17 protein-coding genes are annotated in these 26,577 nt (G+C 70.5%); 11 read left to right on the top strand and 6 right to left on the bottom strand.

The window, feature by feature from the left end; translation table 11 throughout:
• Positions 1–99 precede the first annotated feature (99 nt).
• Together glnA and ACH4G3_RS28445 are read left to right on the top strand one after the other, a co-directional pair.
• Positions 100–1,461 carry a type I glutamate--ammonia ligase gene (glnA, locus tag ACH4G3_RS28450; RefSeq protein ID WP_010037011.1) on the top strand — a complete coding sequence of 454 codons (1,362 nt, stop codon included), beginning with the start codon at positions 100–102 and terminating at the stop codon, positions 1,459–1,461.
• Positions 1,462–1,721: 260 nt separating this feature from the next.
• Positions 1,722–2,741 carry a hypothetical protein gene (locus ACH4G3_RS28445; protein ID WP_397627171.1) on the top strand — a complete coding sequence of 340 codons (1,020 nt, stop codon included), beginning with the start codon at positions 1,722–1,724 and terminating at the stop codon, positions 2,739–2,741.
• A gap of 82 nt (positions 2,742–2,823) precedes the next feature.
• Here the strand turns inward: ACH4G3_RS28445 and ACH4G3_RS28440 are convergent, their stop codons facing one another.
• From ACH4G3_RS28440 to ACH4G3_RS28430, 3 genes are all read right to left on the bottom strand, one after another.
• The gene (locus ACH4G3_RS28440; RefSeq protein ID WP_397627170.1) at positions 2,824–3,249 is read right to left on the bottom strand and encodes a hypothetical protein; all 426 of its coding nucleotides are present in this window, start codon (positions 3,247–3,249) and stop codon (positions 2,824–2,826) included.
• A gap of 61 nt (positions 3,250–3,310) precedes the next feature.
• Positions 3,311–3,757, bottom strand: coding sequence for a VOC family protein (locus tag ACH4G3_RS28435; protein WP_397627169.1), 447 nt, complete (start codon positions 3,755–3,757; stop codon positions 3,311–3,313).
• A 22-nt stretch (positions 3,758–3,779) separates the two neighbouring features.
• Complete coding sequence (locus ACH4G3_RS28430; protein WP_397627168.1) at positions 3,780–4,292, bottom strand: pyridoxamine 5'-phosphate oxidase family protein; 513 nt, start codon at positions 4,290–4,292, stop codon at positions 3,780–3,782.
• Positions 4,293–4,459: 167 nt separating this feature from the next.
• Here ACH4G3_RS28430 and ACH4G3_RS28425 point away from each other — a divergent pair, with 167 nt between their 5' ends.
• Positions 4,460–7,468 (top strand): bifunctional [glutamine synthetase] adenylyltransferase/[glutamine synthetase]-adenylyl-L-tyrosine phosphorylase, encoded by a 3,009-nt coding sequence (locus ACH4G3_RS28425; RefSeq protein WP_397627167.1) that lies wholly within the window; start codon positions 4,460–4,462, stop codon positions 7,466–7,468.
• Between the two features lie 18 nt (positions 7,469–7,486).
• On the opposite strand, the gene ACH4G3_RS28420 is transcribed toward ACH4G3_RS28425, so the two are convergent.
• Positions 7,487–8,104, bottom strand: coding sequence for a TetR/AcrR family transcriptional regulator (locus ACH4G3_RS28420; protein ID WP_397627166.1), 618 nt, complete (start codon positions 8,102–8,104; stop codon positions 7,487–7,489).
• Positions 8,105–8,257: 153 nt separating this feature from the next.
• Between ACH4G3_RS28420 and ACH4G3_RS28415 the strand changes: the two genes are divergently transcribed.
• Positions 8,258–9,709: an APC family permease gene (locus tag ACH4G3_RS28415; protein WP_397627165.1), complete on the top strand. Its 1,452-nt coding sequence runs from the start codon at positions 8,258–8,260 to the stop codon at positions 9,707–9,709.
• Positions 9,710–9,735: 26 nt separating this feature from the next.
• Positions 9,736–11,307: an amidohydrolase gene (locus ACH4G3_RS28410; protein WP_397627164.1), complete on the top strand. Its 1,572-nt coding sequence runs from the start codon at positions 9,736–9,738 to the stop codon at positions 11,305–11,307.
• Between the two features lie 721 nt (positions 11,308–12,028).
• Here the strand turns inward: ACH4G3_RS28410 and ACH4G3_RS28405 are convergent.
• Both ACH4G3_RS28405 and ACH4G3_RS28400 read right to left on the bottom strand, forming a co-directional pair.
• Entirely contained in the window at positions 12,029–12,907 is an 879-nt protein-coding gene (locus ACH4G3_RS28405; RefSeq protein ID WP_397627163.1) for a phosphatase PAP2 family protein, read from the bottom strand.
• Between the two features lie 93 nt (positions 12,908–13,000).
• Positions 13,001–14,035, bottom strand: coding sequence for a LacI family DNA-binding transcriptional regulator (locus tag ACH4G3_RS28400; protein ID WP_397627162.1), 1,035 nt, complete (start codon positions 14,033–14,035; stop codon positions 13,001–13,003).
• A gap of 403 nt (positions 14,036–14,438) precedes the next feature.
• Between ACH4G3_RS28400 and ACH4G3_RS28395 the strand changes: the two genes are divergently transcribed.
• The 6 genes from ACH4G3_RS28395 to pulA all read left to right on the top strand — a co-directional run bounded on the left by ACH4G3_RS28395 (position 14,439) and on the right by pulA (position 26,535).
• Positions 14,439–15,707 carry an extracellular solute-binding protein gene (locus ACH4G3_RS28395; RefSeq protein ID WP_397627161.1) on the top strand — a complete coding sequence of 423 codons (1,269 nt, stop codon included), beginning with the start codon at positions 14,439–14,441 and terminating at the stop codon, positions 15,705–15,707.
• A 118-nt stretch (positions 15,708–15,825) separates the two neighbouring features.
• Positions 15,826–16,830, top strand: a complete 1,005-nt coding sequence (locus ACH4G3_RS28390; RefSeq protein WP_397627160.1) for a carbohydrate ABC transporter permease — start codon at positions 15,826–15,828, stop codon at positions 16,828–16,830.
• 14 nt (positions 16,831–16,844) lie between these two features.
• A complete protein-coding gene (locus ACH4G3_RS28385) occupies positions 16,845–17,696 on the top strand; it encodes a sugar ABC transporter permease (RefSeq protein WP_397627159.1) in 852 nt (283 codons plus the stop codon).
• A gap of 145 nt (positions 17,697–17,841) precedes the next feature.
• Entirely contained in the window at positions 17,842–19,509 is a 1,668-nt protein-coding gene (locus ACH4G3_RS28380; protein ID WP_397627158.1) for a glycoside hydrolase family 13 protein, read from the top strand.
• A 120-nt stretch (positions 19,510–19,629) separates the two neighbouring features.
• Positions 19,630–21,003 carry an alpha-amylase gene (locus ACH4G3_RS28375; RefSeq protein WP_397627157.1) on the top strand — a complete coding sequence of 458 codons (1,374 nt, stop codon included), beginning with the start codon at positions 19,630–19,632 and terminating at the stop codon, positions 21,001–21,003.
• Between the two features lie 129 nt (positions 21,004–21,132).
• Complete coding sequence (pulA, locus tag ACH4G3_RS28370; protein WP_397627156.1) at positions 21,133–26,535, top strand: pullulanase-type alpha-1,6-glucosidase; 5,403 nt, start codon at positions 21,133–21,135, stop codon at positions 26,533–26,535.
• Positions 26,536–26,577 lie beyond the last annotated feature (42 nt).

Genomic DNA, 26,577 nt, shown 5'->3' with positions numbered 1-26,577 from the left:
GCGTACGAAATGCTCGTGTGGTGGGATGCTCAGGTGCCCGACCGCCTCCCGTGGTACGGAAGACAGGCGGCCTGACCAGCAAGGATGGGGAAGCGGAAGATGGACAAGCAGCAGGAGTTCGTGCTCCGGACGTTGGAGGAGCGCGACATCCGGTTCGTACGCCTGTGGTTCACGGACGTGCTGGGCTTCCTCAAGTCCGTCGCCGTGGCCCCGGCCGAGCTGGAACAGGCCTTCGACGAGGGCATCGGCTTCGACGGCTCCGCCATCGAGGGCTTCGCCCGGGTCTACGAGTCCGACATGATCGCCAAGCCGGACCCGTCGACCTTCCAGATCCTGCCCTGGCGCGCGGAGGCCCCGGGCACGGCCCGGATGTTCTGCGACATCCTCATGCCGGACGGCTCCCCGTCCTTCGCGGACCCGCGCTACGTGCTCAAGCGCGCCCTGGCCCGCGCCTCCGACCTGGGCTTCACGTTCTACACGCACCCGGAGATCGAGTTCTTCCTCCTGAAGGACCGCCCGCTGGACGGCAGCCGCCCCACCCCGGCCGACAACTCCGGCTACTTCGACCACACCCCGACCAACGTCGGCATGGACTTCCGCCGCCAGGCGATCACCATGCTGGAGTCGATGGGCATCTCCGTCGAGTTCTCCCACCACGAGGGCGCACCGGGCCAGCAGGAGATCGACCTGCGCTACGCCGACGCGCTCTCCACGGCCGACAACGTCATGACGTTCCGCCTGGTCATGAAGCAGGTGGCGCTGGAGCAGGGCGTCCAGGCGACCTTCATGCCGAAGCCGTTCTCCGAGCACCCGGGCAGCGGCATGCACACGCACCTCTCCCTCTTCGAGGGCGACCGCAATGCCTTCTACGAGTCGGGCTCGGAGTACCAGCTCTCGAAGGTGGGCCGCTCCTTCATCGCCGGCCTGCTGCGGCACGCGGCGGAGATCTCCGCGGTCACGAACCAGTGGGTCAACTCCTACAAGCGCATCTGGGGCGGCGCGGAGCGCACGGCCGGCGCGGGCGGCGAGGCCCCGTCGTACATCTGCTGGGGCCACAACAACCGCTCGGCGCTCGTCCGCGTCCCGATGTACAAGCCCGGCAAGACGGGCTCGGCCCGCGTCGAGGTCCGCTCCCTGGACTCCGGCGCGAACCCGTACCTGTCCTACGCCGTCCTCCTCGCCGCCGGCCTGAAGGGCATCGAGGAGGGCTACGAGCTCCCGCCGGGCGCCGAGGACGACGTCTGGGCCCTCTCCGACGCGGAACGCCGCGCGATGGGCATCGAGCCGCTCCCGCAGAACCTCGGCGAGGCCCTGACCCTGATGGAACGCAGCGACCTGGTCGCCGAGACCCTCGGCGAGCACGTCTTCGACTTCTTCCTGCGCAACAAGCGGCAGGAGTGGGAGGAGTACCGCAGCGAGGTCACGGCGTTCGAGCTGCGGAAGAACCTTCCGGCGCTGTAGGGGCGGTCAGGGAGCGGGTTTTCCGCTGATGCGGCGGATGGGGCCGACGGTCGTGAACCGTCGGCCCCGTGTCGTCTCACTGTGGCGGCGCCCGCAATGGCGCACCGGAAGCGCAAGGAACAAGATGGAATTGACAACCGGAGGGCAGATCCGCGCACCGCATCGGCGGAACCGGTGTGCAGCACAGGCGGCATCTGGTGTCTCAGTTGGTTGCTGGTCTCTGCTCTCGTGACATCCGCACGGGGGAGAGGAGCCAGGGGATGGATCCGACATCGGCGGCCTTGCCGGCGGCGCTGGCCGGGGCGTCGTTCACCACTCATACTCAGCCCTCGCCGCAGGAGCGGGCGGCCGTGCGGAGCGCGATCGACCTGTCCTACGAGCGCCTCGATCCCCCGCACGCGCGATTGTTCCGGCTGTTGTCGCTCAATGCAGGCCCTGACATATCCACCAGCGCCGCGACCCACCTGGCCGGCATCGACCGGGACGAGGCCGAGAAACTGCTGCAGGATCTGGCCCGTGCCCATCTCATCGAGCCCGGGGATACCCGGGGCCGCTGGCGTCTGCACGATCTGGTGCGCCTGTATGCCGATGAGACCGGAAAGATCCACGCCGACACCGACGACCGCGAGACGGCCCGCAGACGCCTCTACGCCCACTACATTGCCATGGCGTCGGCAGCCAGTTATGCCTCGCTGCCCTTGGTGATCTTCCAGGAACCCTTCCGCCCGCCCAAGGTTGGCGACGTCAGGTTCAGCAGCCGGGGGCAGGCTGCAGCATGGCTCGATGGCGAACATTCGAATCTGGTGGCCGCGGTCACCGCTCCACAGGCGGATGGCCGTCCCGGCCTGAGGGTGGCGCTCGCCTGGATCATTGGCCCGTACCTCGGCGCCAGGTGGCACTACGACGACTTGGTCACCGTTACCGAAACCGTGCTGGCCATATCGCACGACCCGAACCGGTCGACAGTCCCAGTTGCAAGGGTTCTGGGGTACCTCGGCCGTGAGCTTGAGCACTACGAACATGAAAAGCACGGTCTATTGGCTTGTGCTTTCAAGGCCCAGGCCAGGGCCTTGGCCATCTTCCGCGAGCACCACGACCGCACACGCGAAGCCTGGGCGCTGTTCAACCTCAGCCGCACACACCATGCAGACCGTCAGCTCCACAGGGCGAGTGAGGCACTGGCTCAAGCCGCAGCGATCTTCCGCGAGGTGGGCGATCAAGACGGCGTGGACGCGGCGTGCTCAAGAAGGCGCCGCCTGTATCTCAGTGACCAGGTCTGACCCGACGCCTGGAAGGACCTGTCTCCCGGACGGCATGGGGAGGGGGCCGGCGGGCGATGATCGCCGGCCCCCTCGTCCGTTTCTACGGCTTCGCGGCCTCCCTGAGCAGCCGCCGCAACTCCGCCACCTCCGGCTCCAGACGCTCCACGCACGAGTCCAGGTACGCGTTGCCCGCAGCCGTGCCCCGAACGGACACCGACAGCTGGTGATGGGTGTCGATCTCGTGGAACAGCCTGCCGATGGCGAAGGGCATCTCGATCATGCTGATCCGGCCGCGCTCGCTCGCCACCGAGGTGCGGCCGCCGAACAGCAGGTCCCCGTTGTCCCGGATCACCTCGAGCACCGTCCGCAGCGACGTGTCGACGATGTCCCAGCGCGTCGGCCCGTCGGCTCCGGGTGCGGGCGCGGCGGGGAGCAACGGCAGCAGGCGGGCGGCCAGGGCTCGTTCCCCGTCGCTCACCGGCCATTCGCCCTCCAGGCCGATCTCGGGCAAGTTGACGTAGACCATGGCGGCGAGCGTAGGGGTGTCCGGCCGGGACCCTTCCCAGGCCAGCGGGACCCCGGCCCGGTCAGCCCTCCTGCCGCTTCAGGTCCGCCAGCAACTGGTGCAGCGGCTCCGTCGCCCGGCGGCGGTACTCCTGGATCGCCCACCCATTGCCGTCCGGGTCCTGGAAGTGCATGAACGTGGCGCCGTCGTCGGGGGCGTACTGGACCGGCTCCGAGACGTCGAGGCCGCGTTCCACGAGCTCCGCGTGGGCCGCCTTGATGTCGGCGACGCACAGTTGCAGGCCCTGGTAGGAGCCGGGGGCCGGGGTGGGGCCCGGGGTCATCTCCCAGATCGAGTCGCCGAGGGCGATCGAACAGCCGGAGCCGGGAGGCGTCAGCTGGACGATGCGCATCCCGGGCATGACCTCCTGGTCGATGTCCACGTGGAAGCCGACCTTGTCCCGGTAGAAGTCCCGGGCACGGTCGATGTCGGTCACGGGCAGCGGGATGACTTCGAGCGTGAAGTCCATGGCGTGACTCCTTCGTCAGGCATCAGGCGAACCGCCACCTCGTCTGGCTGAACGGCTCCCCCTTACCGAAGCCGAAAACCGTGCGCGGCGCCACCGCGTAGACGGCCGCGTGTCCCGCGCCGTGGCGGAAATACCCCTCCCGTACCTCGAAGTGCCAGAAACTGCCGTACTTCGCCTCCCACGCGGCGGCCAGTTCGCGTAGCCGCCCGTCGTCGGTCACGCGCGTCGCCTCGCCCTCGACCACCAGGTCGAAGCCCTTGTTCCAGGTATTCGTGCCGGTGGTCAGCACGACGTGCGGGTTCTCCGCGAGATTCCTCGCCTTGCGTTCCTCCGGGCCCGTGCAGAAGTGCAGGGCGCCGTCCGACCAGACCGCCGGCAGCGGCGTGACGTGCGGGCGGCCGTCGGGGCGCACCGTCGTGATCCAGAACAGTTCGGCGGCCGTGAGCCGCGCCTCGGCCTCCTGCCAGTCGGTCGCGGTGGCCGTCTCGTCGCTGTAGCGGCGGTCCAGACGGGTCTCCGGGCGCATGGTGGTCATGAGCGTCCTCCCGGGCTGTGATGTCAGTCCTTGCGGCCTGTTCCTCACAGGTGCAGACCCCGTCCGCCCACCGAACTCATCGGAGCTTCCCCCGGCCTCTGCGGTTAGGCTCAAGCCGTAGACCTTGATCCGATGCAGGTCCGAGGAAGAGTGCGAGGGAGGCCCGGATGACGGCGGCGCCGGGGCGCAGGAGCAGTACCTTCACGCGGCTGCTGCGGCACGGCTTCACCGACGCCTCCGCCGCCGAGCGGCTCCTGGACAGCGCCGAGCTCGCGCCCCTGCGCGACGACCCGGTGCTGCTGGACGCGCTGGGCGCGACCGCCGACCCCGATCTCGCGCTGCTCGGACTGGTCCGGCTGCTGGAGGCCCAGTCCGGGCCCGGCGCCCGCCGGGAGCTGCTCGACACGCTGATCTCGTCCAAGCCCCTGCGCGACCGGCTGCTCGGTGTGCTCGGCGCCTCCACCGCCCTCGCCGACCACCTGGTCCGGCACCCGGACGACTGGCAGGCTCTCGTCATGTACGAGGCGCACGACCTGCACCCCGGGGTGGAGGAGTTCGAGGCCGGACTCGCGGAGGCCACCGACCCCGTCTCCCTGCGCGTCGCCTACCGGCGCTGCCTGCTGTCGATCGCCGCCCGGGACGTGTGCGGCACCACCGGTGTCGCCGAGTCCGCCGCGGAGCTCGCCGACCTGGCCACCGCCACCCTGCGTGCCGCCCTCGGTCTCGCCGGGGCGGCCGCGCCCGAGGACGCCGCCCTGTGCCGGCTCGCGGTCGTCGCGATGGGCAAGTGCGGCGGCCACGAGCTGAACTACGTCTCCGACGTGGACGTCATCTTCGTGGGGGAGGCCGTCGAGGGCGCCGACGAGACCAAGGCCCTCCGGGCCGCGACCCGGCTCGCCTCGCACATGATGCGGATCTGCTCGGAGACGACGGTCGAGGGGTCCATCTGGCCCGTGGACGCCAACCTCCGGCCCGAGGGCAGGAACGGTCCGCTCGTGCGGACCCTCTCCAGCCACCTCGCCTACTACCAGCGCTGGGCCAAGACGTGGGAGTTCCAGGCCCTGCTCAAGGCCCGGCCGGTGGCCGGTGACCTCGACCTCGGCGCGGAGTACGTCGCCGCCGTCCAGCCACTGGTGTGGAAGGCCGCCGAGCGCGAGAACTTCGTCCCCGACGTGCAGAAGATGCGCCGCCGGGTCGTGGAGAACATCCCCGTCGCCGAGGTCGACCGCCAGCTGAAGCTGGGCCCCGGCGGTCTCAGGGACGTCGAGTTCGCCGTGCAGCTCCTCCAGTTGGTGCACGGCCGGACCGACACCTCGCTGCGCAGCGGCACCACCCTCGACGCGCTGAAGGCCCTCGCCACCGGCGGGTATGTCGGCCGGGCCGACGCCGCCCAGCTCGACGAGGCCTACCGCTTCCTGCGTTCCATGGAGCACCGGATCCAGCTGTTCCGGCTGCGGCGCACCCACCTCGTGCCCGAGGACGAGGCCGAGCTGCGGCGCATCGGCCGCTCCCTCGGACTGCGCACCGACCCGGTCGCCGAGCTGCTGCGCGAGTGGAAGCGGCACGCCACCGTCGTACGCCGTCTGCACGAGAAGCTGTTCTACCGGCCGCTGCTCGACGCGGTCGCCCAACTCGCCACCGGTGAGGCCCGGTTGAGCGCCGAGGCGGCCCGGGAGCGCATGGTCGCCCTCGGCTACGCCGACCCGGCGTCCGCCCTGCGCCACCTGGAGGCACTGGCCTCCGGCGTCACCCGCAAGGCCGCCATCCAGCGCACCCTGCTGCCCGTGCTGCTGGGCTGGTTCGCCGACTCGGCCGACCCGGACGCGGGTCTGCTCAACTTCCGCAAGGTGTCGGACGCGCTCGGCAAGACGCCCTGGTACCTGCGGCTGCTGCGGGACGAGGGCGCCGCCGCGCAGAACCTCGCCCGCGTGCTGTCGGCCGGCCGGCTCGCGCCCGATCTGCTGATGCGGGCCCCCGAGGCGGTGGCGCTGCTCGGCGACGGGGACGGCGGCGGCCTCGAGCCGCGCTCCCGCACCCATCTGGAGCAGGAGATACTCGCCGCGGTGAACCGGGCCGACGGCGCCACCCAGGCGGTCACGGCCGCCCGCGGTGTGCGCCGCCGCGAGCTGTTCCGTACGGCCGCCGCGGACATCGTCGGCTCCTACGGCACCGAGGAGCAGGCCGCCGAGGCCGACCAGGGCGCCTTGGTGGACCGGGTCGGCGGCGCGGTGTCGGACCTGACGGCCGCGACCCTGGCCGGCACGCTCCGCGCGGTCGTGCGCGACGGATGGGGCGACAGCCTCCCCACCCGGTTCGCGATCATAGGCATGGGACGCTTCGGCGGGCACGAACTGGGCTACGGCTCCGACGCGGACGTGCTGTTCGTGCACGAGCCGCGCGACGGCGTCGACGAGCGGGAGGCCTCGCAGGCCGCCAACAAGGTCGTCTCGGAGATGCGCCGGCTGCTCCAGATCCCCAGCGCCGACCCGCCCCTCCTCATCGACGCCGACCTGCGCCCGGAGGGCAAGTCCGGCCCGCTCGTGCGGACCCTCACCTCGTACGCGGCCTACTACCGCCGGTGGGCCCTGACCTGGGAGTCGCACGCGCTGCTGCGGGCCGAGCCGGTGGCCGGGGACGAGGGTCTGGGCCGCCGGTTCATGGAGTTGGTCGACCCGCTGCGCTACCCGGCGGACGGGCTCGCCGACGAGGCCGTGCGCGAGATCCGGCGGCTGAAGGCCCGTATGGAGTCCGAGCGGCTGCCGCGCGGCGCCGATCCCAAGCTGCACGCCAAGCTCGGGCCGGGCGGTCTGTCCGACGTGGAGTGGACGGTGCAGCTGCTGCAACTGCGGCACGGCGCGGCCGAGCCGGGTCTGCGCACGACCCGGACGCGCCAGGCGCTGGCCGCCGCCCGTACGGCCGGTCTCATCGGGGAGGAGGACGCGGCGATCCTGGACGAGGCCTGGGTGCTCGCGACCCGCGTCCGCAACGCGGTCATGCTGGTACGCGGCCGGGCCGGTGACACCTTCCCCACGGAGCCCCGTGAACTCGCCGCCGTCGGCCGCTATCTGGGCTACGGACCCGGCCACGCCGGCGACATGCTCGACGCGTACCGGCGGACGGCCCGCCGGGCCCGGAGCGTGGTGGACGAGCTGTTCTACGGGGCGACCGAGCGTTAGGGACTCCGCCGACCGTCCCTAGGGGGTGTCGGTACCGGCCCGCACTTCCCTGGCGTGGTTCATGAACCCCGTCAGCCCCACCTCGAACGCCCGGTCCGCCCGGCCCTCGCTCGCCGCCGACAGCGCCTCGGCCAGCCGTGGGGTCGGTGACGAGGCGGTCAGTTCCCACATCGCCTCGGGGGCCGCGAGGTCGAGGGCCGAGCCGAGGACCAGGTTCTCCAGGGCGGTGAGCAGGGGCATCACATCGGCCGGGGCGAAGCCCGCGTCGAGCAGCAGCGTCACCGCCCGCTCGTACTGGTCCAGCACGCGCGGTGCCCGCACGGGGGACGTCATCAGCAGCGGGATCGCCCTGGGGTGCGCGGCGAATGCGGCGCGGTAGGAGCGGGCCCAGGCCTCCACGGCCGTGTCCCAGGGGCGCAGATCCAGGGTCCCCGGGTCGATCGCCGCCGCCACCCGCTCGCGCAGCAGCTCCACGATGCCGTCCCGGCCTTCCACGTGGTGGTACACCGAGCCGGTCTGCGCGCCGAGCCGCTTGGCCACCTGCGGCACGCTGAAGTCACCGCGCTCGTCGACGATTTCGAGCGCCGTCGTCGCGATGCGTTCGCGGTCGAGGAGCGGTGTGCGCGGCCGTCCCATGGTCGGTGGTCCCCCTGAGGTCTTCCCGGATGCCGGGCAAGAGGCTACATTGCCGAAACCGAAAGCCTTTAGATTAACCCGCGGCGATCCCGCATGCCCGGATTCCCTCCACGCCCGGATTCCCTCCCCGTCCGCCGCTCGAAGGGCTTGCCCATGTCCGTCACCACCTCAGGGGAGCGCACCCCGCCCGCCACGGCGACCCTGCGCTCCGGCTCCCTCGGCACCGCCGACATCGCCTTCTTCGTCGTCTCCGCCGCCGCCCCGCTCACCGTCATGGCCGGCGTCGCCCCCCTCGCCATCCTCCTGGGCGGCGTCGGTGCCCCCGTCGGCTACCTCCTGGCCGGTCTGACGCTCACCGTCTTCGCCGTCGGCTTCACCACCATGAGCCGCCACGTCCGCAGCGGCGGCGCCTTCTACGCGTTCATCACCCGCGGACTCGGCCGCTCCGTCGGTATCGGCGCCGCCCTGCTCGCCCTGGTCGGCTACAACGGCATGGAGATCGGCGTCTACGGCCTCCTCGGCTCCGCCGGCCAGGACACCGCACACGCCCTGTTCGGCACCGACGTCCCCTGGCTGCCGATCTCCCTGGCCGGTCTGCTGCTCATCGGCTACGGCGGCTACCGCTCCATCGACTTCGGCGCCAAGGTGCTCGGCGTCCTGCTCGTCGCCGAGACCGGCATCCTCGTGCTCCTCGCGGGCGGGGTCCTGATCAGGGGCGGCGCCCACGGGCTGTCCCTCGCCTCCTTCGAGCCCGGCAACGTCCTCGTCCCGGGCACGGCGGCCGTGCTCGCCTTCGCCTTCGCCGCGTTCACCGGCTTCGAGTCGACCGTCATCTACCGGCGCGAGGCCCGCGACCCGCAGCGCACGGTGCCACGCGCGACCTACGTGGCCGTCGGATTCCTCGGCCTGTTCTACGCCTTCATCGTCTGGACCGTCATCCAGGCCTTCGGCGACGCCGAGATCGCCGGAGCCGCCGGCAAGAACCCCGGCGAGCTGTTCTTCACCGCCATCACCACCTACGTGGGCGGCTGGGCGGCCGACCTGATGCACGTCTTCATCGTCACCAGCGTCCTCGCCTCGCTGCTCGCCTTCCACAACGCCATCAACCGGTACGCCCTCGCCCTCGCCGAGGAGGGCGTACTGCCCAAGGCGCTGGGCCGCATCCACCCGCGGCACGGCTCCCCGTACGTGGCCGGCCTCGCCCAGACGGTCCTCGGCGCGGTCGTCGTCCTGGCCTTCGCGGCAGCGGGCGCCGATCCGTACGGGCAGCTGCTGCTGTGGGTCAACACCCCCGGGATGATGGGCCTGTTCCTGCTCCAGCTGCTCGCCGCGATCGCCGTGCCCTGCTACTTCCGCCGGGTGCGCCACCAGGAGGGCGCGCTGCGGACGGTCGTGGCGCCCGTCGCCGCCGCCGTGCTGCTCGCCACGGCCATCGTGCTGGTGGTGAACCACATCGACCTGTTCACCGGGGCGTCCCCGACCGTGAACACCGTCCTGATCGTCACGGCACCCACCGTCTTCGCAGCGGGCCTCGCACTCGCCTGGTGGCTGCGTCGGCAACGCCCGGACGTGTACGCCGACTTCGCCGCCGAACCGACCGAATAGCAAAGCCCCACAAGGGAGTTCCTCACATGCCCACCGCCCATCTGGTCCTCTCCGGCGCCAAAGTCCGCACCCTCGACCCGGACCGCCCGTACGCCACGTCCGTCGCCGTACGCGACGGGCTGATCGCGGCGGTCGGCGACGAGACGGACGTACGCGACTGGTGCGGCCCGGGCACCGAGGTCGTCCACCTGGACGGCGCGCACCTGGTGCCCGGCCTCGTCGACGCGCACAGCCATCCCGTGTGGGGGCTGGACATGGCGACCGGGACGGACCTGTCGGGCGTGACGGACCTGGCGGGGCTGCGGGCCGCCCTCGCGGACGCGGAGCGCACGGACGGGTGGGTGACCGGCTTCGGCCTGGACCACAACGCCTTCGAGGGCCGCACCGTCGACCGGGACCTGATCGAGGACGTCCTGGACGGCACCCCCGCCTTCCTGCGCCTCTACGACGGCCACTCCGCCCTCGTGACCGGCCCGGCCCTCACCGCGGCCGGCGTGCACGGCCCCCGGGACTTCGCCCAGCGCTCGGAGGTCGTCTGCGACGCCTCGGGCCGGCCCACCGGGCACCTCGTCGAACACGCGGCGATGGACCTGGTGGCCGCGATCGCACCGCGCCCGTCCTGCGCCGCACGCCGGGCACGCCTGGTGGAGCTGCTGTCCGCCATGGCCGCGACCGGGCTGACCGGGGCGCACGTCATGGACGCCGGCGACCCGGAGCTGGTCGACTCCGTGGCCCGGGAGACGGTGCTGCCGGTGCGGCTGCGGTTCGCGCCCTGGTGCATGCCGGGCGCGGACCGGACCGCCCTGGACGAGCTGGTCGCCGTACAGGGCCGGGGCGGCCGGCACTGGCGGACCGGCGGGGTCAAGTTCTTCATGGACGGCACCGTCGAGGGCGGCACGGCCTGGCTGGAGCACGCGGACTGCCACGGCCAGGGCACGGACGCGTTCTGGCCCGACCCGGAGGCGTACGCCGCCGCCGTACGGCACCTGCACGCGGCCGGCGTGCGCACGGCCACGCACGCCATCGGGGACGCGGCGGTACGGCACGTCCTGGACGTGGTCGAAGGGCTGGGGCCGGGCGGGCGCGGGGCGCACCGCATCGAGCACATCGAGACCGTGCCGGACGAGCTGCTGCCGCGGTTCGCGCGGCTGGGAGTGGCGGCGTCCATGCAGCCGCCGCACACCGCGTACACCCGGGCCGACGGCACCGACGAGTGGTCCCGGCGGCTGGGCACCGGACGGGCCGGCCGCGCCTGGCGGCTGCGGGACCTGCGGGACGCGGGCGCGGTCGTGGCCCTCGGCTCGGACTGGCCGATCGCGCACTACGACGCCCGCGCCGTCCTCGCCACGGCCCGCACCCCCAGGGGCGCGGCCTCGACACGAGCCGGTCTCACCGGCCTCGAGGCCCTGGAGGGCTGCACCACCCACGCGGCGCTGGCAGCGGGCGAGTCCGCCACGACCGGCCGCATCACTCCCGGCCTCCGGGCCGACCTGACGGCCCTGGGCCTGGACCCGGTAACCGCTCCGGCGGACGAGGTGACCCAGGCGCCGGTACGACTGACGGTGACCGGGGGGCACGTGGTGTATCGAGGGACGTGAGGCCAGGACGTCTCGGCGGCCCCGGCCGGGTGTGCCGGCGGTGTGGGCGGTGGAGCTGTCGGGTCGGGCGACTTAGTGGTGGCCGGGGCGGTCGGGCACTGCTGTGGGCGGTGGATGTCAGGCAGTGTCGGGTAGCTGCTCCGCCGGAGCAGCCCGGCCGGGCTGCCTGTCGCCGATGTTGGTCGGGCTGCCGGTGTGCCGGGTCGGGCGCGTTAGTGCTGATCGTGCTGGTTGGGCACTGCTATGGCCGGTGGGGGGGCAGGCCGGCACGGGCGGTTCCGCCGGGAGCAGCGCGGTCGGTCGCCAGCCGCCGTGTCCGGGGAAGGTCAGACCGGATCGCGTGGCTCCGCCCGAGTGGCGCGGCTGGGCCGCCCGTCGGCGGTGGCGGTTCGTCGCGCGCAGGCTGCGGTCCGCGGCCAGGTGTGGCGCCGGTGCCGGGCAGGGGGACGGTGGCCCACCCGGGTCGGGCGCGTCCGGTGATGGCCGGGCGGGTCGGGCGCCTGCCGTGGCCGGGGGAGGCCAGGTCGGATCGGGTGGCTCCGCCCGAGTGGCGCGGCCGGGCCGCCCCGCGGTGGTGGCGGTCCCGTCGCCGTGCGGGCCGGTGCGGCCCGGCGTGCCGGCCGGGCGCCACCCGCCCGCCCGGCGTGTCGGCCGGGCGGACGGTGGCGCGCTCGGGTCGGGCACTCCGCGGTGGCAGTGGCACCGCCGTGGTGGGAGGGGGTCAGGTCCTGGTGGAGGCCACCGGTTCGCGTGGCCTCCGCGGTGTGCCGGTGTCTCGCCTCGGCGTGTCCCTCGGCAGTGCGTATGGATGCCGTCCGTACCAGACCCCCGCTACCGCGAACCCGAAGGCCAGGCAGAGCATGCCACCGACCGCATCCAGCCAGAAGTGGTTCGCCGTGGCGACGATGACGACCAGTGTCAGCGCCGGGTACAGCAGCCCCAGCACCCGCACCCAGGGGACCGTCGCCAGGGCGAAGATCGTCAGGCCGCACCACACCGACCAGCCGATGTGCATCGACGGCATCGCGGCGTACTGGTTGGACATGTGTTTAAGGTCGCCGGACGCCATCGACCCCCAGGTCTGGTGAACCATGACGGTGTCGATGAAATCGCCGCCGTTCATCAGCCGTGGCGGCGCCAGCGGATACAGGTAGTAACCGACCAGGGCGACGGCGGTCGTCGCGAACAGCACCAGGCGGGTCGCCGCGTACCGGCCGGGATGGCGACGGTACAGCCACACGAGCACACCCAGCGTCACCACGAAGTGCAGCGTCGCGTAGTAGTAGTTCATGCCGATGATCAGCCAAGTCACCGAGTTGGCGGCGTGGTTGACCGACTCCTCGACGGCGATGCCCAGAGCGTGCTCGGCCCGCCAGATCCAGTCGGCGTTGTGCAGCGCCTCGGCCTTCTGCTCGGGCACGGCGTTGCGGATGAGCGAGTACGTCCAGTAACTCACCGCGATCAGCAGGAACTCGAACCAGAACCGGGGCCGGCGGGGGGCGCGCAGCCGGGGGAGGAGGCCCCGTCCCGGATCGGCCGCGACCGGGTCCGGAACGGCCGCTTTCCGGCCGTCCAGCGTCGTCACGGTCGTGTCACCCATAGGCACAGAGTCTGCCAGAAAAGCCCTGTCTCCCCGATCATCCCCCGCGCTGGTGAGACCCGCATGTTCTACGGCGAAATCCAGCCAAGAACCTCAGGGGCGAGCACGGTCCCCGGGCGCCGAAGCGGTCGAGCCGCGCACCACCAGCTCCGGCATGAACACGAACTCGCTGTGGGGAGCGGGCGTCCCGCCGATCTCCTCCAGCAGCGTGCGGACCGCCGCCTGGCCCATCGCCGGGACCGGCTTGCGGATCGTGGTCAGCGGCGGGTCGGTGAAGGCGATCAGCGGAGAGTCGTCGAAGCCGACCACGGAGACGTCCTTCGGAACGTCCAGGCCACGCTGCCGCGCCGCCCTGATCGCGCCCAGCGCCATCATGTCGCTGGCGCACACCACGGCCGTGCAGTTCCGCTCGATCAGCGCCGTGGCCGCGGCCTGACCGCCCTCCAGGGTGTAGAGGGAGTGCTGGACCAGCTCCCTCTCGACGGTCTCGGCGCCCAGGCCCAACTGCTCCTGCACGGTGCGCACGAACCCCTCGATCTTGCGCTGCACGGGCACGAACCGCTTGGGCCCCAGGGCCAGACCGATCCGCGTGTGCCCCAGGGACACCAGGTGCGTCACCGCGAGGTTCATCGCCGCGCGGTCGTCGGGGGAGATGAACGGCGCCTGCACCTTGGGCGAGAAGCCGTCGACCAGCACGTAGGGCACGCCCTGCGCGCGCAGCCGGTCGTAGCGCTGCATGTCGGCGGTGGTGTCCGCGTGCAGCCCGGAGACGTAGATGATGCCGGCGACCCCGCGGTCCACGAGCATCTCCGTGAGCTCGTCCTCGGTGGAGCCGCCCGGCGTCTGGGTGGCCAGCACCGGCGTGTAGCCCTGCCGTGTCAGCGCCTGGCCGATGACCTGGGCCAGGGCCGGGAAGATCGGGTTCTCCAGCTCCGGGGTGATCAGGCCCACCAGGCCCTCGCTGCGCTGCCGCAGCCGCACGGGGCGTTCGTAGCCCAGCACGTCGAGGGCGGCCAGCACGGACTGGCGGGTGGTGGCGGCGACGCCCGGCTTCCCGTTGAGGACGCGGCTGACGGTCGCTTCGCTCACCCCCGCCTGAGCAGCGATGTCGGCAAGCCGTGTGGTCACAGGAGTGGACTGTAGCGGCCGGGGTTCCGCTTGCACACCGACGGGACGCCTGGCGCGGGCCGGCGCACGGCCCGCTGGGGGTTGCTTGGTCATCGCGGTCCCTCGAAGTCGTGGTCGGCGTCCGCTCCGCAAGGGATGATTCCCTCCGGCGGCAACGGATGGCAAGTGCTTGCAGAGTCTTGCACAACTGCCCCACTCCCCGCCGATCAGCCGGAAATCCCCGCTCCACAACGGTCAGGAGTAGGCCCGGAAGAGGTCACGGGGGGATAACCATCCGCACCCCTTGCAACTTTTTGCTGCAAGGTCTTTCGCAACTCCTTCCAGCGCGGCTAATCTCACCGACGCCCGGCGGCCAACGGCGCAGTCGGCAGCACGAAACGGGCATCACCCTCAAGGAGAACTCATGCGGCGTGGCATAGCGGCCACCGCGCTGGTGGCGTCCCTCGCCCTGGCGGCGACGGCGTGCGGCGGAAGCGACAGCGGCGACGAGGCCGACGGCCCGGTCACCATCACCTGGTGGGACACCTCCAACGCGACCAACGAGGCGCCGACGTACCAGGCCCTGGTCAAGGAGTTCGAGGCCGCCAACAAGGACATCAAGGTCAACTACGTCAACGTCCCCTTCGACCAGGCGCAGAACAAGTTCGACACCGCCGCCGGATCCAAGGGCGCCCCCGACGTGCTGCGCTCCGAGGTCGGCTGGACCCCGGCCTTCGCCAAGAAGGGCTTCTTCGCGCCGCTGGACGGCACCGAGGCCCTCGCCGAGCAGGACAAGTTCCAGCCCAGCCTGATCGAGCAGGCCAAGTACGACGGCAAGACCTACGGCGTCCCCTTCATCACGGACACCCTCGCTCTCGTCTACAACAAGGAACTGTTCGAGAAGGCCGGCGTCGAGGCCCCCAAGACCTGGGACGACCTGAAGAAGGCCGCCGCCACCATCAAGGACAAGACCGGCGTCGACGGCTACTGGGGCTCCACCCAGGCCTACTACGCCCAGTCCTTCCTCTACGGCGAGGGCACCGACACCGTCGACGTCGACGCCAAGAAGATCACCGTCACCTCGCCCGAGGCGAAGAAGGCCTACGGCACCTGGCAGGGCCTGTTCAAGGGCAAGGGTCTGCACAAGGCCGACACCACGGCCGACGCCTACGCCCACATCCAGGAGGCGTTCGTCAGCGGCAAGGTCGCCTCGATCGTCCAGGGCCCGTGGGAGATCACGAACTTCTACAAGGGCTCGGCCTTCAAGGACAAGAACAACCTCGGCATCGCCACCGTCCCGGCCGGCTCCACCGGCAAGGCGGGCGCCCCGACCGGCGGCCACAACCTCTCGGTGTACGCGGGCTCGGACAAGGCCCACCAGGAGGCCTCGCTGAAGTTCGTGAAGTTCATGACCTCGGCGAAGGCCCAGGAGACCATCGCGCTGAAGAACTCCACGCTGCCCACGCGCGAGGACGCCTACACCGCGAAGGTCAAGGCCGACCCGGGCATCGCCGGCTACCAGAGCGTGCTCTCCGCCGCGCAGCCGCGCCCGGCGCTGCCCGAGTACAGCTCCCTGTGGACCCCGCTCGACGACGAGCTGCTCAAGATCGCGAGCGGCAAGGTGTCCCTGGACAAGGGCCTCGGCAGCGCCGAGACCGCCATCGCCAAGCTGGTGCCGGACTACAGCAAGTGACCGCCGTGTGGCCGCCGGATCCCCCGGTCATGGGGGAGGGGGTCCGGCGGCCACCGGCCGCGCCCGCGTCCGGGCAGCTCCCCTCCGAACTCCTTGAACCTCCAGAAGGTGCCCAACCATGACAGTCGTCATCGACCGAGCGACCGGCAAGCGGCGCGGTGAGCGGGAACCGCGGCCCGGGCCGGGCAGCCGGCTGAAGAACGGCTTCCACAAGCACTGGTACGCCTACGCGATGATCGCGCCGGTGGCGGTCGTCCTCGGCGTCCTCGTGCTGTACCCGCTGGCGTACGGCCTGTACCTCACCCTCACCGACGCCACCAGCCTGAACACCGCCCGCACGATCGGCGTCAACGAGATCGACGCCACCTACAAGTTCATCGGCCTGGACAACTACGCCGACATCCTGTGGGGCCCGACGGCGTACGACCGCTTCTGGTCGCACGTCCTGTGGACGGTCTTCTGGACGGCGGCCTGTGTCGCCCTGCACTACGGCATCGGTCTCGGCCTCGCCCTGCTGCTCAACCAGAAACTGCGCGGCCGCACCTTCTACCGGATGATCCTCGTCCTGCCCTGGGCCGTGCCGACCTTCGTCACCGTGTTCGGCTGGCGGTTCATGCTCGCCGACGGCGGGATCATCAACTCCGGCCTTGACTTCCTGCACCTGCCGACGCCGCTGTGGCTGGAGGACACCACCTGGCAGCGGTTCGCCGCGATCATGGTCAACACCTGGTGCGGCGTGCCGTTCATGATGGTCTCGCTGCTCGGCGGACTCCAGTCGATCGACGCGAGCCTGTACGAGGCGTCCGAGATGGACGGCGCGAACGCCTGGCAGCGGTTCCGGTACGTCACGCTGCCCGGCCTGAGGTCCGTCAGCACCACGGTCGTGCTCCTCGGCGTGATCTGGACCTTCAACCAGTTCACCATCATCTTCCTGCTGTTCGGCAACACCGCCCCGGACGCCCAGATCCTCGTGACCTGGGCCTACCAGCTGGGCTTCGGACAGCAGCCGCGCGACTACGCCCAGTCCGCCGCCTACGGAATCCTGCTCCTGTCCATCCTGATCGTCTTCACCTCCTTCTACCGCCGCTGGCTGAACCGCAACGAGCAGCAGCTCGCGATCTGAGGCAGGAGTCCGACATGAGTACGACCACCCGCCGCCGCGGTGAGCACAGCCGCACGGCCTCCCTCGTCTCGCACAGCATCCTGATCGGTGCGAGCCTGACCGCGCTCTTCCCGATCGCCTGGCTGGTCTTCCTGTCCCTCGGCCCGGACAAGGACGACTACCTCCACCCCGGACGCATCTGGGGCAAGATGGCGCTCGACAACTACACGTTCGTCCTGCAGGACACCAATTTCTTCCACTGGCTGAAGAGCACGCTGATCGTGGGGCTGGGCACGACGCTCATCGGCGTCGTCGTCGCCGCGTCCACCGGCTACGCGGTCTCCCGCATGCGGTTCCCCGGCTACCGGAAGCTGATGTGGGTGCTGCTCGTCACCCAGATGTTCCCCATCGCGGTACTGATCGTGCCGATGTACCAGATCCTCTCGGATCTGCAGCTCATCGACAGCTACCTTGGTCTCATCCTTGTCAACTGCACCACGATCGTTCCGTACTGCGCCTGGCTGATGAAGGGCTATTTCGACACCATCCCGTTCGAGATCGACGAGGCCGGGCGGGTCGACGGGCTGACCCCCTTCGGCACGTTCGCGCGGCTGATCCTGCCGCTGGCCAAGCCGGGCCTCGCGGTCGCGGCGTTCTACAGCTTCCTCACGGCCTTCGGTGAGGTCGCCTTCGCCTCGACGTTCATGCTGAGCGACGACAACTACACGTTCGCCGTCGGTCTGCAGACATTCGTCAGCGAGCACGACGCGCAGCGGAACCTGATGGCCGCGACGGCCGTGCTGATCGCGATACCGGCCGCCATCTTCTTCTACCTCGTGCAGAAGAACCTGGTGACCGGGCTCACCGCCGGTGGCACGAAGGGGTGACCCGGTGCCCTCCGGGGCGCTGTTCGAACGGCACGTCACAAACCCGAGGCGGCCGCGGTGCCCATCCGACCCCGCTGTGCCGCGGCCGCCTCGTCACCACCCCACGTCTCACATGACCACACCCCAGTTACGCATCAAGGACGACATGAGCCAGCACTCAGCTGCACCTGCCCCCACCTCCACGTCCGCCGTGGCCGTCGCCAAGCGTCGCGACTGGTGGCGGGACGCGGTGATCTACCAGGTGTACCCGCGCAGCTTCGCCGACAGCAACGGCGACGGCATGGGCGACCTGGAAGGTGTCCGCACCCGCCTGCCGTACCTGCGCGACCTCGGCGTGGACGCCGTGTGGCTCAGCCCCTTCTACGCCTCGCCGCAGGCCGACGCCGGCTACGACGTCGCCGACTACCGGGCCGTCGACCCGATGTTCGGCAACCTCCTGGACGCCGACGCGCTGATCCGCGACGCCCACGAGCTGGGCCTCAGGATCATCGTCGACCTCGTCCCCAACCACTCCTCCGACCAGCACGAGTGGTTCAAGCGGGCCGTCGCCGAGGGGCCGGGCTCCCCCCTGCGGGACCGCTACCACTTCCGTCCCGGCAAGGGGGAGAACGGCGAGCTCCCGCCCAACGACTGGGAGTCGATCTTCGGCGGCCCGGCGTGGACCCAGGTCCCGGACGGTGAGTGGTACCTGCACCTCTTCGCCCCCGAGCAGCCCGACTTCAACTGGGAGCACCCGGCGGTCGGCGACGAGTTCCGTTCCATCCTGCGCTTCTGGCTGGACATGGGCGTCGACGGCTTCCGGATCGATGTCGCCCACGGTCTGGTGAAGGCGGAGGGGCTTCCCGACCTTGGATCCCACGACCAGGTGAAGCTGCTGGGCAACGATGTCATGCCGTTCTTCGACCAGGACGGGGTGCACGAGATCTACCGGCAGTGGCGGCTGATCCTCGACGAGTACCCGGGGGACCGGATCTTCGTCGCCGAGGCGTGGACGCCGACCATCGAGCGCACCGCCCACTACGTCCGCCCGGACGAGCTGCACCAGGCCTTCAACTTCCAGTACCTCAGCACCCACTGGGACGCCGCGGAGATGCGTGAGGTCATCGACCGCACCCTGGACGCCATGCGCCCGGTCGGTGCCCCCGCCACCTGGGTCCTGTCCAACCACGACGTGACCCGGCACGCCACCCGCTTCGCCAACCCGCCCGGCCTCGGCACCCAGATCCGCCTGGCCGGCGACCGGGACCTGGGCCTGCGCAGGGCCCGGGCCGCGACCCTGCTGATGCTCGCGCTGCCCGGCTCGGCCTACGTCTACCAGGGCGAGGAGCTGGGCCTTCCGGACGTCGTGGACCTGCCCGACGAGGTGCGCCAGGACCCGGCGTACTTCCGGGGCGCGGGCCAGGACGGCTTCCGTGACGGGTGCCGGGTGCCGATCCCGTGGACCCGGACCGGGTCGTCGTACGGCTTCGGAGACGGGGGCAGCTGGCTGCCGCAGCCGGAGGGATGGGGCGAGCTGAGCGTCGAGGCGCAGACGGGCGAGCCCGGCTCGACCCTGGAGCTGTACCGGGCCGCGCTCGCCGTGCGCCGCGAGCAGCCCGACCTCGGCGCCGGCTCCCGTGTGGAGTGGCTGCGGGCGCCCGAGGGTGTGCTCGCCTTCCGGCGCGGGGAGTTCGTGTGCGTCGCGAACACCACCGGCGAGTCGGTGGCGATGCCGGCGTACGGCCGGGTGCTGGTCGCGAGCGGGGAGATCGTCCAGGTCGACGACGAGTCGAAGGTGCCCGCCGACACCACGGTGTGGTGGACCACCGCCTGATTTTCCGTTGAATTTGGCACGGCCCGCTGCCCTTCGGGGCGGCGGGCCTTTAACATCTGCGTCACCGCAAGGGTTTCTGAACCTTGCAGCAAGAACCTTCAACGAAGAAGGAAACCCCACATGGCACGCAGACACCTCTCCGCCGCCGTCGCACTCGCCGCGGCTGCGGTTGTCATGAACCCGACTGGCGCCCAGGCCTCCCCACCTGGCACCAAGGACGTCACCGCCGTCCTCTTCGAGTGGAAGTACGCCTCCGTCGCCCGCGAGTGCACCGACACCCTCGGCCCTGCCGGATACGGCTACGTCCAGGTCTCCCCGCCCGCCGAGCACATACAGGGCCCGCAGTGGTGGACCTCGTACCAGCCGGTCAGCTACCGGATCGCCGGCCGGCTCGGCGACCGCGCGGCCTTCCAGAGCATGGTGAACACCTGCCACGCCGCCGGTGTGAAGGTCGTCGTCGACACGGTGATCAACCACATGTCGGCGGGCAGCGGCACCGGCACGGGCGGCTCGTCGTACAGCAAGTACGACTACCCCGGCCTGTACTCGTCGTACGACTTCGACGACTGCACGAGCCGGATCGGCAACTACCAGGACCGCTGGAACGTCCAGCACTGCGAACTGGTCGGCCTCGCCGACCTCGACACCGGCGAGGACTACGTCCGCAGGGCGATCGCCGGGCACATGAACGACCTGCTCTCCCTCGGCGTGGACGGCTTCCGCATAGACGCGGCCAAGCACATGGACGCCGCCGACCTGGCGAACATCAAGTCCCGGCTGAGCAATCCGAACGTCTACTGGAAGCAGGAAGTCATCTACGGCAGCGGAGAGGCCGTGCAGCCGACCGAGTACACCGGCAACGGCGACGTCCAGGAGTTCCGCTACGCCTACGACCTCAAGCGGGTCTTCAACAACGAGAACCTCGCCTACCTGAAGAACTACGGCGAGGGCTGGGGCTACATGAACAGCAACGTCTCCGGCGTCTTCGTCGACAACCACGACACCGAGCGCAACGGCTCGACCCTCAGCTACAAGGACAACGCCAACTACACCCTGGCCAACGTCTTCATGCTGGCCTGGCCCTACGGCGCCCCGGACATCAACTCCGGCTACGAGTTCACCGACCACGACGCCGGCCCGCCGAACGGCGGCCAGGTCAACGCCTGCTGGCAGGACGGCTGGAAGTGCCAGCACAAGTGGCCGGAGATCAAGTCGATGGTCGGCTTCCGCAACGCCACCCGGGGCCAGGCCGTCACCAACTGGTGGGACAACGGCGGCGACGCCATCGCCTTCGGTCGGGGCAGCAAGGGCTTCGTGGCCATCAACCACGAGTCCGCCTCCCTGACCCGGACGTACCAGACCTCGCTGCCCGCGGGGACGTACTGCAATGTGCAGAACAACACCACGGTGAGCGTGAGTTCCGCCGGCCAGTTCACGGCGACGCTCGGCGCGAACACGGCTCTCGCCCTCCATGCGGGCAGGCCGAACTGCTGAGGACGTGACGGAAAGCCCTGCTGAAATTTCTTTCCAGCAGTTGCAGGACTCTTGCTGTAAGCGTTTCGGCGGCGATACGTTCGCGCGGGGTCGGACCCGAGAGAGCCGCAACGCAAGGAGTCCACGTCAGTGATACCGAGATGGCCGGTGCCGTCCAGGCGCCGAACCTCCCGTGCCGGACGGGTCGCTGCGGTCACCGCGACCGCGCTGGCCGCAGCACTCGTCCAGCCTCTCGCCGCCGGCGCGGCCACCCCGCCGGCGCCCCCGTCCGACGCGAAGCTCGCCGCCGAGCCCGCCCGCCACGACGCCACCCGTGAGCAGTTCTACTTCGTCCTGCCGGATCGTTTCGCCAACGGCGACCCGCGCAACGACAAGGGCGGCCTGACCGGCTCCCGCCTCGCGACCGGCTACGACCCCACAGACAAGGGCTTCTACCAGGGCGGCGACCTCAAGGGCCTGACCAAGAAGCTCGACTACATCAAGGGCCTCGGCACCACCGCCCTCTGGATGGCCCCGATCTTCAAGAACCAGCCCGTGCAGGGAACGGGGGCGAGCGCCTCTGCCGGCTACCACGGGTACTGGATCACCGACTTCACCCAGGTCGACCCGCACTTCGGTACCAACAAGGACCTCGAAACCCTCATCGACAAGGCCCACGACAAGGGCATGAAGGTCTTCTTCGACGTCATCACCAACCACACCGCGGACGTCGTCGACTACGAGGAGAAGTCCTACGACTACCTCGCCAAGGGCGCCTTCCCGTACCTGACGAAGGACGGCAGGCCCTTCGACGACGCGGACTACGCGGACGGCAAGCGGGACTTCCCGGAGGTCGACGGCGACTCCTTCCCGCGGACGCCGACCGTCCCCGCGGCGAAGAAGAACGTCAAGGTCCCGTCGTGGCTCAACGACCCGACGATGTACCACAACCGCGGTGACTCCACCTTCGCCGGGGAGAGCTCCACCCACGGCGACTTCTCCGGGCTCGACGACCTGTGGACCGAGCGCCCCGAGGTCGTGCGGGGCATGGAGAAGATCTACCAGCGCTGGGTGCGGGACTTCGACATCGACGGCTTCCGGATCGACACCGTGAAGCACGTCAACATGGAGTTCTGGACGCAGTGGGCCACCGCCCTGGACGCGTACGCCGCCAGGCAGGGCCGCGACGACTTCTTCATGTTCGGCGAGGTCTACTCGGCCGACACGGACGTCACCGCCCCCTACGTCACCCGGGGCCGCCTCGACGCCACGCTGGACTTCCCCTTCCAGGAGGCGGCCCGGCAGTACGCCTCCCAGGGCGGCAGCGCGCAGCAGCTCGCGAACGTCTTCGGCGACGACTACAAGTACACGACCGGCAAGGCCAACGCGTACGAGCAGGTCACCTTCCTCGGCAACCACGACATGGGCCGGATCGGGCACTTCCTGAAGCAGGACGACCCGAAGGCCACCGACGCCGAGCTGCTGAAGAAGGACAGGCTCGCCAACGAGCTGATGTTCCTCAGCCGTGGCAACCCGGTCGTCTACTACGGCGACGAGCAGGGCTTCACCGGCGCGGGCGGCGACAAGGACGCCCGGCAGAGCATGTTCGCCTCCCGCACCGCCGACTACCTCGACGACGACCGGATCGGCACCGACCGCACCCACGCCGAGGACGCCTACGACACGAGAGCACCGCTCTACCGGCAGATCAGTGCTCTCGCGGGGCTCCGCAAGGCCCACCCCGCCCTGGCCGACGGCGTCCAGCAGCAGCGGTACGCGGCCGACGGCCCGGGCGTGTACGCCTTCTCCCGCACCGACGCGAGGAGCGGCATCGAGTACGTCGTCGCCGTCAACAACGCGGACGAGGCGAGGACGGCGACCTTCGCGACCGGTTCGGCCGGCATGGCCTTCAAAGGCGTCTACGGCACCGACGCCGCCCTGAAGAGCGACGGCGACAGGAAGCTCACCGTCACCGTCCCGCCCGGCTCGGCGATCGTCCTCAAGGCGGCCGGCAGACTCGCCGCGCCCGTCACCGAGCCGACGATCACCCTGAAGGCCCCGGCGGCCGGCGCCACCGGAACCGTGGAGCTCTCCGCCGATGTCGACGGCGGCCGGCTCAACCGAGTCGTCTTCGCGGCCCAGGTCGGCAACGGCAGATGGCAGACCCTCGGCTCCGCCGACCACGCCCCGTACAAGGTCACCCAGACCATCGCCGACGACGTACCGCCCGGCACGGCCCTGCGCTACAAGGCGGTCGTGGTCGACGCGGCCGGCCGCACCGCCGGCGCCCTGGCCGCCTCCACCACCGGCACCCCGCCCACCGAGGAGCCGCCCAGCGCCTCCTCCCGCGACTACGCGATCGTCCACTACAAGCGCGCCGACGGCGACTACGCCGACTGGGGCCTGTACGCCTGGGGCGACCTCGCCGACGGCGAGGCCACCCAGTGGCCCGACAGCCACCCCTTCACCGGCCGGGACGCCTACGGTGCCTTCGCCTACGTCAAGCTCAAGCCCGGCGCCTCGACCGTCGGCTTCCTCGTCATCGACAAGGACGGCGACAAGGACGTCGCCACCGACCGCACGATCGACGTCACGAAGACCGGCGAGGTCTGGATCGAGCAGGGCAAGGAGACCGTCACCACCGAGCGCCCCGACCACCCGGCGCCCGACAGGACCAAGGCCGTCCTGCACTACCACCGCGCCGACGGGAATTACGACGGCTGGGGCCTGCACGTCTGGACGGGCGCCGCGCACCCCACCGAGTGGTCGAACCCCCTGAAGCCGGTCAAGACTGATACCTATGGTGCGGTCTTCGAGGTACCGCTCAGCGACGGTGCCACCAGCCTCAGCTACATCATCCACAAGGGCGACGAGAAGGACCTGCCCGCCGACCAGTCGCTCGACCTCAAGGCGAACGGCCACGAGGTGTGGCTGTTGAGCGGCCAGGAGAAGTACCTGCTCCCGCAGCCGGCGGGCACCTCGGCCGCGCTCGACCTGACCACGTCCAAGGCGGTCTGGATCGACCGGAACACCCTCGCCTGGAACGGCTCCGAGGCCGCCGCGTCCACGCAGCTGCTGTACAGCCGGGACGGCTCGATCGCGGTGCGGGACGGCGCGCTGACCGGCGACGCCAAGTGGCTGCGCCTGTCGAAGAGCGAGCTCACCGACGCCCAGAAGGCGAAGTTCCCGCATCTGAAGGAGTACGACGCCTGGACCGTCGACCCGCGCGACCGCGACCGGGTCCGCGAGGCCCTGCGCGGCCAGGTCGTCGCCACGCAGCACGCGGTGAACGGGGCCGTGCTCGCGGCGACCGGCGTCCAGATCGCCGGTGTCCTGGACGAGCTGTACGACGCGACGAAGGCCGACCTGGGGCCGACGTTCCCCAAGGGCCGCCCCACGCTGTCCGTGTGGGCGCCGACCGCACAGCAGGTGTCCCTGGAGATCGGTGACTCCACCGTCCCGATGCGCCGCGACGACACCACGGGCGTCTGGTCCGTCACCGGCCCTGCGTCCTGGGAGGGCAAGCCCTACCGGTACGTCGTGAAGGTCTGGGCGCCCAGCGTCGGCAAGGTCGTCACCAACAAGGTCACCGACCCCTACGCTCTCGCCCTCACCGCCGACTCCGAGCGCAGCCTCGTCGTCGACCTGGACGACAAGGCGCTGAAGCCCTCCGGCTGGTCGACGTACACCAAGCCCGAGGCCGTGCCGCTGCGGGACGCCCAGATCCAGGAGCTGCACATCCGCGACTTCTCCGTCGCGGACCGCACGGCGAAGCACCCGGGGACCTACCTCGCCTTCACCGACAAGGCGAGCGACGGCTCGAAACACCTGCGCGGGCTGGCGAGGGCGGGCACCTCGTACGTCCACCTCCTGCCCGCCTTCGACATCGCCACGATCCCGGAGCGCAAGGCCGACCAGGCGAGCGTCGACTGTGACCTGGCCTCCTACCCGGCCGACTCCGACAAGCAGCAGGAGTGCGTCGGGAAGATCGCCGCGAAGGACGCCTACAACTGGGGCTACGACCCGTACCACTACACGGTCCCCGAGGGCTCCTACGCCACCGACCCGGACGGCACGGCCCGCACGGTCGAGTTCCGCAGGATGGTGAAGGCGCTGAACGACGACGGCCTGCGGGTCGTGATGGACGTCGTCTACAACCACACCGCGGCCGCCGGCCAGGAGCGGACGAGCGTCCTCGACCGGATCGTGCCCGGCTACTACCAGCGGCTGCTGGCCGACGGCTCGGTGGCGAACAGCACCTGCTGTGCCAACACCGCCCCCGAGAACGCCATGATGGGCAAGCTGGTCGTCGACTCGGTCGTCACTTGGGCCAGGCAGTACAAGGTCGACGGCTTCCGCTTCGACCTCATGGGCCACCACCCGAAGGCCAACATCCTCGCGGTCAGGAAGGCCCTCGACGCGCTCACCCCGGAGAAGGACGGCGTCGACGGCAAGAAGATCATCCTCTACGGCGAGGGCTGGAACTTCGGCGAGGTCGCCGACGACGCCCGGTTCGTGCAGGCCACCCAGAAGAACATGGCCGGCACCGGCATCGCCACCTTCTCCGACCGGGCCCGTGACGCCGTGCGCGGCGGCGGCCCCTTCGACGAGGACCCCGGCGTGCAGGGCTTCGCGTCCGGCCTCTACACCGAACCCAACTCCTCGAAGAACAACGGCACTCCCGCCGAGCAGAAGGCCCGCCTGCTGCACTACCAGGACCTGATCAAGGTCGGGCTGTCCGGCAACCTCGCCGGCTACCGGTTCACCGACGCCGGCGGCAAGGAGGTCAAGGGCTCCGAGGTCGACTACAACGGCTCACCCGCCGGCTACGCGGACGCCCCCGGCGACGCCCTGGCCTACGCCGACGCGCACGACAACGAGTCCCTGTTCGACGCGCTGGCCTTCAAGCTGCCCGCCACGACGAGTGCGTCCGACCGGGCGCGGATGCAGGTCCTCGCCATGGCGACGGCCACCCTGTCCCAGGGCCCGGCCCTCTCCCAGGCGGGCACCGACCTGCTCCGCTCCAAGTCCCTGGACCGCAACTCCTACGACAGCGGCGACTGGTTCAACGCCGTCCACTGGAACTGCGCCGACGGCAACGGCTTCGGCCGCGGACTGCCCATGGCGGCCGACAACGCCGCCAAGTGGCCCTACGCCAAGCCCCTGTTGAGCAAGGTCAGGGTGGGCTGCGAGCAGATCGACGGTGCCTCGGCGGCCTACCGCGACCTGCTGCGGATCCGTACCACCGAGCGGGACTTCTCCCTCGGTACCGCCGAGCAGGTGCAGTCCCGGCTCTCCTTCCCGCTGTCCGGCGAGGACGAGACACCCGGCGTGATCACCATGCGGCTCGGTGACCTCGTCGTGGTCTTCAACGCCACGCCCGAGCGGCAGGAACAGCGCGTCCCCGCACTCGCCGGAACGGGCTACCGGCTGCACCCCGTGCAGGCGGCGGGGGCGGACTCTACCGTCAAGTCGGCCTCCTACGCGGCGAAATCGGGCACGTTCGCCGTTCCGGGGCGCACGGTCGCCGTCTTCACCCGGGCCGCCGGATAGCCGCACTACGTTGGGTGGGGCAGGCCGCGACCGACGGTCCGC

This window comes from Streptomyces afghaniensis, from assembly GCF_044327915.1.
Classification (GTDB): domain Bacteria; phylum Actinomycetota; class Actinomycetes; order Streptomycetales; family Streptomycetaceae; genus Streptomyces; species Streptomyces afghaniensis.
Note: the sequence above shows the minus strand (reverse complement) of the source record. Positions and strands in the feature narration are given on the sequence as shown.